A 7,943-nucleotide genomic window follows, 5' to 3' on the forward strand; every position below is an offset into this window, starting at 1 on the left:
TCGTGGCAGCCGCTGCGCGCCCGACCCTCGACACCTCCGGCGAGCGCCACACCGCGCCCCTCACCGGCGACGACCTCGCGGACTTCCGCGCGGGCTACGAGGAGCCGGTGAGCCACGACTGGAACGGCTGGACCGTCTGCAAGCCGGGCCCCTGGTCGCAGGGCCCGGTCCTCCTCCAGCAGCTCGCCCTGCTCGACGGGCCGCCGGACTACGGCACCCCGGAGTACGTCCACACCCTCATCGAGGGCAGCAAGCTCGCCATGGCCGACCGCGAGGCCTGGTACGGCGACGCCGCCGACGTCCCGCTGAAGGCCCTGCTCTCCGAGGGCTACAACGCCGCCCGCCGCGCGCTGATCGGCGACCTCGCCTCGTACACCCTGCGCCCAGGCAGCCCGGAGGGCCGCAGCCCGCACCTGGCCCGGCACGTCGTCGCCGCGGCGGAGCGGACCGCCCCGGCCGCGGCGGGCGCGGGCGAGCCGACCGTCACCGTCAGCGGTGCGACCCGCGGCGACACCTGTCACCTCGACGTCGTCGACCGCTGGGGCAACATGATCTCCGCGACCCCCAGCGGCGGCTGGCTGCAGTCCAACCCCGTCGTCCCGGAGCTCGGCTTCCCGCTCGGCACCCGGCTGCAGATGGCCTGGCTCGAACCCGGGCTGCCCAACTCCCTCACCCCCGGACGCCGCCCGCGCACCACCCTCACCCCGTCCCTGGCCCTGCGGGACGGCGAGCCCGTCCTCGCCTTCGGTACCCCCGGCGGCGACCAGCAGGACCAGTGGCAGCTGCACTTCTTCCTCGCCGTCGCCCTGCGCCCGCCCGTGCGCGGCGGTCTGGACCTGCAGGGCGCGATCGACGCGCCCAACTGGCACCAGGACTCCTTTCCCGGCTCCTTCTACCCGCGCACCATGAGCCCCGGAGCGGTCGTCGTCGAGCGGCGGATGGGCGAGACGGCGATCGGGGAACTGCGCCGGCGGGGTCACCGGGTGACGGTGGGCGAGCCGTGGTCGGAGGGACGGCTGTGCGCGGTGGCGCGCGATCCGCGTACGGGCGTGCTGTCAGCGGCGGCCAATCCGCGCGGCATGCAGGGGTACGCGGTGGGCCGCTGACGGGGCCCGCCGGCCGGCAGGGGGCCCGCGTGCACCGGGCGCACATCCCGGGGTTCACCGGGGGGACATCCGGGGGACGCGGGCCCGCCACCGATTGTCGGTGGGGCGTGGTTCGATGGACACATGCTCGAAGACTTTCTCGCAGGTGATCTGACCGACGTCGAGGAGGCGGTCCGCAAGGCGGCCGCCGCCGAGATCATGCCCCGCTTCCGGCAGCTCGCCGCGGACGAGATCGTCCAGAAGAACGGCCCGCACGACCTCGTCACCGTCGCCGACCGGCGCGCCGAGGAGCACCTCGCCGCCGCGCTCACCGCCCTGCTGCCCGGCTCGGTCGTGGTCGGCGAGGAGGCGGTGCACGCGGATCCGGGCGTGCTGGGCGCCGTCGGCGGCGACGCGCCCGTGTGGATCGTCGACCCGGTCGACGGCACCCGCCAGTTCGTCAACGGCGAGCCCGGCTTCGCCACGCTCGTCTGCCTCGCCCACCGCGGCGAGCTCCTCGCCTCCTGGACGTACGCCCCCGCGCTCGATCTGATGGCCGTCGCCCGCCGCGGCGCCGGGGCCCGGCTGGGCGGCGAGCCGCTGCGCGCCGGCTCGCCCGCCCCGGGCAAGGTCCTGGAAGTGGCGATCTCCCACTACGACTTCACCGACGACGAGCAGAAGCGCGTCCTGTCGGCGCTCGCCACGGAGGGGGTCGCGCCGCGCCCCTGCGGCTCGGCCGGCCTGGAGTACCTCAACGTGGCACGGGGCGTCATCGACGGCCTCGCCTTCAGCTGGGAGAACCCCTGGGACCACGCCGCGGGGCTGCTGCTGGTCGCCGAGGCGGGCGGGGCGAGCGGGACCGTCGCCGGGGAGTCCTTCCGCATAGCCGGCGGCAACGCCCTGCCCTTCGCCGCCGCGCGGGACGAGGCGACGCTCCGTCATATCCTGGACCTGCTGGCGTCCGCCGGCTGATCCCGAGGACGAGACGAGGGGAGTGGCGTCCGGTGCCGACCATGCTCGACGCCGTCGTCGTAGGTGCCGGGCCCAACGGGCTCACCGCCGCCGTGGAGCTGGCCCGGCGCGGCCTGTCGGTGGAGGTCTTCGAGGCCGCCGGTGCCATCGGCGGCGGCGCGCGGACCGAGGAGCTCACGCTCCCCGGCTTCCGGCACGACCCGTGCTCCGCCGTGCACCCGCTCGGCGCGGGCTCGCCCGCCTTCGCCGCGATGCCGCTGGACCGGCACGGCCTGGAGTGGGTGCACCCCGAGCTGCCCATGGCGCACCCCTTCCCGGACGGCACGGCCGCCGTCCTCGCCCGCAGCGTGGGGGAGACGGCCCACTCCTTCGGGCCGCGCGACGCCGGGGCGTACCGGCGCCTCGTCGAGCCCTTCCAGGGCAGGTGGGAGACGCTCGCGGCCGACTTCCTGCGCACCCAGTGGGACGGCCTGCCGCGCGACCCCCTCCTCTACGCCCGCTTCGGCCTGGCCGGCATCCAGCCCGCGTCCCTGCTGGCCCGCCGCTTCCGGGACGAGAAGGCGGCGGCCCTGATCGCGGGCCTCGCCGCGCACGGCATCGCCCCCCTCACCGGCCCCGGCACCGGCGGCATGGCGCTGGTCTTCGCGCTGGCCGCGCACGCGGGCGGCTGGCCGGTGCCGCGCGGCGGCTCCCAGTCCATCGCCGACGCCCTGGCCTCGTACCTGCGCGCGTGCGGCGGCGCCGTGCACACCGGCTTCGAGGTCCGGCGCCTGGACGACCTGCCGCCCGCCCGCGCCTACGTCTTCGACACCTCGCCCACCGCCCTCGCCCGGATCGCGGGCCTCGGCAACGCCTACCGCGGCTACCGCTACGGCCCCAGCGTCTTCAAGATCGACTATGCGCTGTCGGGCCCCGTGCCGTGGACGGCGCAGGAGGCCCGCCGCGCCGGCACGGTCCACGTCGGCCCGACGTACGGCGAGATCGACGCCGCCCTGGACGCCGCGCTGCAGGGCCGGGACCCGTCGGTGCCCTTCCTCATCACCGCCCAGCCCAGCCTCGTCGACCCCACCCGCGCGCCCGAGGGCAAGCACACCTTCTGGGTGTACGGGCACGTGCCGAGCAGCTGGGAGGGCGATGCCACCGAGGTGATCGAGCGCCAGATCGAGCGCTTCGCCCCCGGCTTCCGCGACCTCGTCCTGGCCCGCGCCACGGCCGGCCCCCCGCAGCTGGCCGCCCGCAACGCCAACTACGTGGGCGGCGACTTCGCCATCGGCTCCGTGGCGGGCCTCCGCCTGGTCATCCGGCCCAAGCTGGCCCGCGTGCCCTACGCCACGGCCCACCCGGCCGTCTTCCTGTGCTCCTCCGCCACCCCGCCCGGCCCCGGCGTCCACGGCATGTGCGGGCACCACGCGGCGAAGGCGGTGTGGAGGAGCCTGCGCAGGCGCTAGGCGCTAGGCGCTAGGTGCTAGGCGCTGGGCGGCAGGCGTGCGCCGCTCAGGCGGCGCCGGGCAGGTCCGCCAGGATGCCGTTCCGTACGGCGACGGCGTCGGTCCCCAGCTGCCGCAGGACGCCACCCGTCACCTTGTCGTCCGGGTCGAGGATGCCCAGGAGGACGTGTTCCGCGCCGATGTGGCGTTCCTTGCGGGCCAGGGCCTCGCGCAGGGAACGGTTCAGGGCCTTCTTCGCGCGGGGCGTGAAGGGGATGTGGCCCTGCCGGCCGGGTTCGCTCCGGCGGCGGCCGAACGGCAGGATCCGCCGCCGCTCCTCCTGCGGACCGGGCCGGTCCAGGGCGCCCGGCCCGAACGTGCCCTCGGCCTGCGCCCGTACGGCCTCCAGGTCGATACCGAAGGCGCGCAGCGCCTCCGCGTCGTCCGTACCGAGGGATCCGGCGGGTGCGACCGCGCTCCGGCACGTCTCGGGCGTGATGCCGAACCGGGCCAGCGTGGCGACTCCGGGTGCTCCGTCCTGCATGAGGACGCCGAGCAGGAGGTGTTCGCTGCCGATCCACGGATGGCCCAGCGTGCGGGCCTCCTCCTGCGCCTGTACGACGGCGACACGTGCATCTCGGGTGAACCGTTCGAACATGCCTACCTCCTGGCGTGTTTCTTGTGCACTGCCTGCCTGCTGACTCCGAGCGCGGCCCCGATCTCCTCCCAGGACCAGCCCTGCCGGCGCGCGCTGTCGACCTGCAGCGCCTCCAGGCGCTCGACGAGCCGTCGCAGCGCGGCGACGGCGCGCAGTCCCACGTGGGGATCGCTGTCCATGGCGGCCTCGGTGGTGCCGACCGCGTCCTTCGCATCCGTTCCGGCCATGGTGTCAACTTTGGATGACAGACGTGGAGGTGTCAACCATCGTTGACGGATGGCTTCAGCGGGCGCTTGAAGTAGCTCCACGGGAAGGAGTCCGTGCCGACCTGGATCCACCCGTCCGCCTCCATGCGCCGCCGGCGCCCGGCGACCGCGAGCGGGACGCGGCGGTACTCCCACTGCCGGTCGGACGCCTCCACCGCGTGGTAGAGCGGGCCGAACTCCACCAGCTCCCAGCGGTCCAGACCCGCTTCGGAGAGTGCGGCCATCTCGTTGAACGCGGTCAGCGGGGTGAGGATCCGGCGTTCGGGGGAGGCCTCGGGGACGGCGCCGCCCTTGGCGGCGAAGCGCTGCTGCGCGGCCTGGCGGCTCACCCCCAGCAGGCGTCCGACGGTGTCCCAGCTGTGCCCCGCGGCCCGGGCGCCCTGGACGGCCTCGCGCAGCAGTCGGCTCGCCTCCTCGGCGCCGGTCCGCGTGGCGGCCACCAGGCGCAGATAGCCCTCCGGGTCGTGCTCCAGGGACTCCGCGAGCCCTTCCGGTGCGCCCAGGACGGCGTCGGCGACGGCCTCGCGGATGCGGGTCTCCTCCTCGGGACTGAGCAGTTCCGCGCCGCTCATCGCCCGCCGCCTTCGCGGGTGTCCGGCCGCAGCGGCGCGTCCGGCCGCAGCGGGTCGAGGGCGTTCAGGGTCTCCTCGTCGCGCCGGAGGCGCTCGGGGCCGGTGTCGACCGCCGTGGCCGCGGCTTGGGCGGACGCCAGGCCGAAGAGCGCCCCCATGCCGGCGATGAGCGCGATCTCGGCGCCGATCAGGCAGAAGAACGGCACGTCGCCCAGGTCTTCGGCCAGCGTGATCGCCAACGTGATCAGGGCGATGGCGGGGAACATGGTCGCGAGGACGACATTGACGTAGACGGGCTGAGGAACGGCCGCGGGCCGCTTCGACGTGATCATGACGTCAAGGTTTCCTTGACGCCCGCCCTTTGTCAATATTTTCTTGACGTGTGGCGCCCGCGGGACGGATCACCCCGCGGCGATCCGCTCCAGCAGCGCCGGGAGCGCCGTCCCGATCGGCTCGCGCACCAGCTCGTCGGCCCGGTCGTCGTACGGCGTCGGCTCCGCGTTGACGATGACCAGCCGCGCGCCGTGGTCGGCCGCCAGTCCCGCCAGCGAAGCGGCGGGGTGCACCTGCAGGCTCGTGCCGACAGCGATGAAGACCTCGCACGCCTTGGTCACGGCCACCGCCTCGCCCAGCACCACCGGGTCCAGGCCCTCGCCGAACATGACCGTCGCCGACTTGAGGATGCCGCCGCACGCCTCGCACGCCGGGTCCGGATCGCCCGCCGCCACCCGCTCCAGCGCCGCCTCCATGCCGGAACGCACCTTGCAGCGGGTGCACTGCACGGCCCGCGCCGAGCCGTGCAGTTCGAGGACCTTGCGCTCCGGCATCCCCGCCAGCTGGTGCAGCCCGTCCACGTTCTGGGTGATCACGCGCACCGGGACGCCCGACTGCTCCAGGCGCACCACCGCCTCGTGCGCGGCGTTCGGACGGGCGTGCAGCGCGGGCCCGTCGCGCCGCATCCGCCACGACCGGCGCCGGATCTCCGGGTCGGACATGTAGTACGTGTACGTGACGAGCTTCTCGGCCTCCGGGTCGCGGCGCCACAACCCGTTGGGTCCGCGGTAGTCCGGGATGCCGGAGTCCGTGGAGATCCCGGCGCCGCTGAGGATGGCCACCAGGGGGCGCTTCTTGGCGGTGTTCATGGCGGGAGCGTAGGTGGGCCGGTGTCCGCCCGGCGACGGGTTTTCCTGTGGATCTATCGATATTTCCGGCCCTTCGCCGGACCTCGGCGGGCGGGCCGTCGAGCTAATGATTTATCGACTTTCCTGCACGTCCTTCCACGCATCATTCCAATGGCGTCGTTTTTTATGCCCGGGCCTCCTTCGCGCGGGTGAATGCGGCGGCGGCATCCGGGCCAAGGGCCGGACTCGCCTCGCAGGAGTGCGCCCACGGCTGTGTTCCTGTGCCATTCCGGGTCCCTGGGAGTGGAAGGAGCGATATGTCGCTAAAACAGAGACGTGCCGGGGTCTTTGTGGCGGGAAGCGGCGTCGTCGCGCTGGGCGTGCTGTTCACGTTCTGCGCGGCGGCGGGCGCAGGGGTGTCCGACGGCAACGGAGAGGCGCGCGGTGGAGTGCCGGGTGAAGTGATCTCGCGGGTCGGCCAGAAGGTGCGCAAGAGCCCTGCGCTCTCCGCGCCGGTCGTCGGCAGTTACGGGCCCGGGGCGCACGTGCTCATCGCGTGCCAGGCCGCCGGCGGACGGGTGGAGGGCGACGGCCTCTGGTACCGGCTGGCCGACGGGCGAGGGTGGCTGAGTGCTCACTACGTCCAGGTGTCCGGGTTCGTCCCGGTCTGCAGGGGTGGTGGAAGCGGGACCTCCGGCAAGCCGGCGGGCGCCAAGGGACAGAAGGGTGACGCGGGGCGCGGCGGCCCGTCGGGTCCTGCGGCCGGTGCGGGAGCGCCGGACCCGAAGGGGGCACCCGGGACCGCCGGTCCCGCGGGCCAGGCGAGCCCGCCCGCCGACGCGGGAGGCATGGACGGCCCCGGTTCGGGCGGTCCCGCCCGGCCCGCCGTGCCCGTCAAGCCCGCCGCCCCTGCCAAGCCCGCTGCGCCGGCCAAACCCGCCAAGCCCGGGAAGCCCGGGCGGCCCGCCAAACCTGCCAAGCCCATCAAGCCCACCGGCGCCACCAAGCCGACCAAACCCGTCCGCCCCACCGGCTCCACGGGTCTGCCGGACGTCCCCGGCGCCTCCGGGCGGATGCAGACCGTCGCGCAGGACTACACCGTCCCGCCGATGTCCCTCCGTCAGCTGCTGAGGAGCCCCACGTGCCCCGACGGCACGCGGATCGCCGGAGGCGGCTACTTCCAGCCCGGCGGCCGGATCGGCGGGGTGGAGACGGTCGACGCCTACCCCAGCGTCACCGGGAACGTCTATCTGGTGGGCGTGAACAACACGAGCCCCGCCGCTGTCAGCCTGCGGGTCTTCGCCGTCTGCCAGCCGGTGGCCTGACCGGTGGTCGACCGGTGGCCTGACCGGTGGGCTGACCGGTCCTCCGGCCGGTCGCCCGACCGGCCGTCCTCGGCCGGAGGCGGCGGAGCGGCGGCAGTGGAGCGCCGGCAGTGAAGCGGCGGCGGCCCGTCCGGCATGGCGGGCCGCTCGCCCTCCGCTCCGCGCGCCCGACCCCGCGCAGCGGGCCAGGGGCACCGAGTTCGGGCCGCGGGGCGTGCGCGTCAACACCGTCTCGCCGGCCGTGGTCCGCACGGCGATCTGGGAGGACCCGGAGGGGTTCGGCGGCAAGGTGGCCGCGGCGGCCGGCGTCGACCACGCCGAGTTCCTGGAGCAGCTCCCGGAGCGCTTCGGCATGGCCGGCCCGCGGATCACCGAGCCCGGCGAGGTCGCGGCCCTGATCACCTTCCTGCTCTCCGACGTGGCGGCCGACATCAACGGCGCGGACCACGTCATCGACGGCGGCACGGTGAAGACCGCCTGACGCACCGCCCGGACGTCGCACCGCCCCGACGGCACG

10 protein-coding genes are annotated in these 7,943 nt (G+C 74.6%); 5 read left to right on the forward strand and 5 right to left on the reverse strand.

The features are described from left to right. The 3 genes from V7793_RS28970 to V7793_RS28980 form a co-directional block, all read left to right on the forward strand. Positions 1 to 1,106, forward strand: a 1,106-nt coding sequence (locus tag V7793_RS28970) for a gamma-glutamyltransferase family protein (RefSeq protein ID WP_336011847.1), incomplete at its 5' end; no start/stop codon positions are given. A 123-nt stretch (positions 1,107 to 1,229) separates the two neighbouring features. After that, positions 1,230 to 2,057, forward strand: a complete 828-nt coding sequence (locus tag V7793_RS28975; protein WP_336011849.1) for an inositol monophosphatase family protein — start codon at positions 1,230 to 1,232, stop codon at positions 2,055 to 2,057. 32 nt (positions 2,058 to 2,089) lie between these two features. Further along, entirely contained in the window at positions 2,090 to 3,505 is a 1,416-nt protein-coding gene (locus tag V7793_RS28980) for a phytoene desaturase family protein (RefSeq protein ID WP_336011851.1), read from the forward strand. A 46-nt stretch (positions 3,506 to 3,551) separates the two neighbouring features. On the opposite strand, the gene V7793_RS28985 is transcribed toward V7793_RS28980, so the two are convergent. The 5 genes from V7793_RS28985 to V7793_RS29005 all read right to left on the reverse strand — a co-directional run bounded on the left by V7793_RS28985 (position 3,552) and on the right by V7793_RS29005 (position 6,122). Then, positions 3,552 to 4,142 carry a Clp protease N-terminal domain-containing protein gene (locus tag V7793_RS28985; RefSeq protein ID WP_336011854.1) on the reverse strand — a complete coding sequence of 197 codons (591 nt, stop codon included), beginning with the start codon at positions 4,140 to 4,142 and terminating at the stop codon, positions 3,552 to 3,554. Between the two features lie 2 nt (positions 4,143 to 4,144). Continuing rightward, positions 4,145 to 4,369, reverse strand: coding sequence for a hypothetical protein (locus V7793_RS28990; RefSeq protein WP_058042480.1), 225 nt, complete (start codon positions 4,367 to 4,369; stop codon positions 4,145 to 4,147). A gap of 32 nt (positions 4,370 to 4,401) precedes the next feature. Then, on the reverse strand, positions 4,402 to 4,980 hold the full coding sequence (locus V7793_RS28995) for a hypothetical protein (RefSeq protein WP_336011858.1): 579 nt from the start codon (positions 4,978 to 4,980) through the stop codon (positions 4,402 to 4,404). Further along, positions 4,977 to 5,312 carry a hypothetical protein gene (locus tag V7793_RS29000; protein WP_336011861.1) on the reverse strand — a complete coding sequence of 112 codons (336 nt, stop codon included), beginning with the start codon at positions 5,310 to 5,312 and terminating at the stop codon, positions 4,977 to 4,979. Before V7793_RS29000 ends, V7793_RS28995 begins: the two co-directional genes overlap by 4 nt. Before the next feature lie 69 nt (positions 5,313 to 5,381). Next, entirely contained in the window at positions 5,382 to 6,122 is a 741-nt protein-coding gene (locus V7793_RS29005) for an SIR2 family NAD-dependent protein deacylase (RefSeq protein ID WP_336011864.1), read from the reverse strand. 296 nt (positions 6,123 to 6,418) lie between these two features. On the opposite strand from V7793_RS29005, the gene V7793_RS29010 reads away from it, so the two are divergent. Beyond that, complete coding sequence (locus V7793_RS29010; protein ID WP_336011867.1) at positions 6,419 to 7,426, forward strand: hypothetical protein; 1,008 nt, start codon at positions 6,419 to 6,421, stop codon at positions 7,424 to 7,426. A gap of 31 nt (positions 7,427 to 7,457) precedes the next feature. Beyond that, a complete protein-coding gene (locus V7793_RS29015; RefSeq protein WP_336011870.1) occupies positions 7,458 to 7,907 on the forward strand; it encodes an SDR family oxidoreductase in 450 nt (149 codons plus the stop codon). Positions 7,908 to 7,943: the final 36 nt, after the last annotated feature.

Source organism: Streptomyces sp. KLMMK (assembly GCF_036961605.1).
Classification (GTDB): Bacteria; Actinomycetota; Actinomycetes; order Streptomycetales; family Streptomycetaceae; genus Streptomyces; species Streptomyces telluris.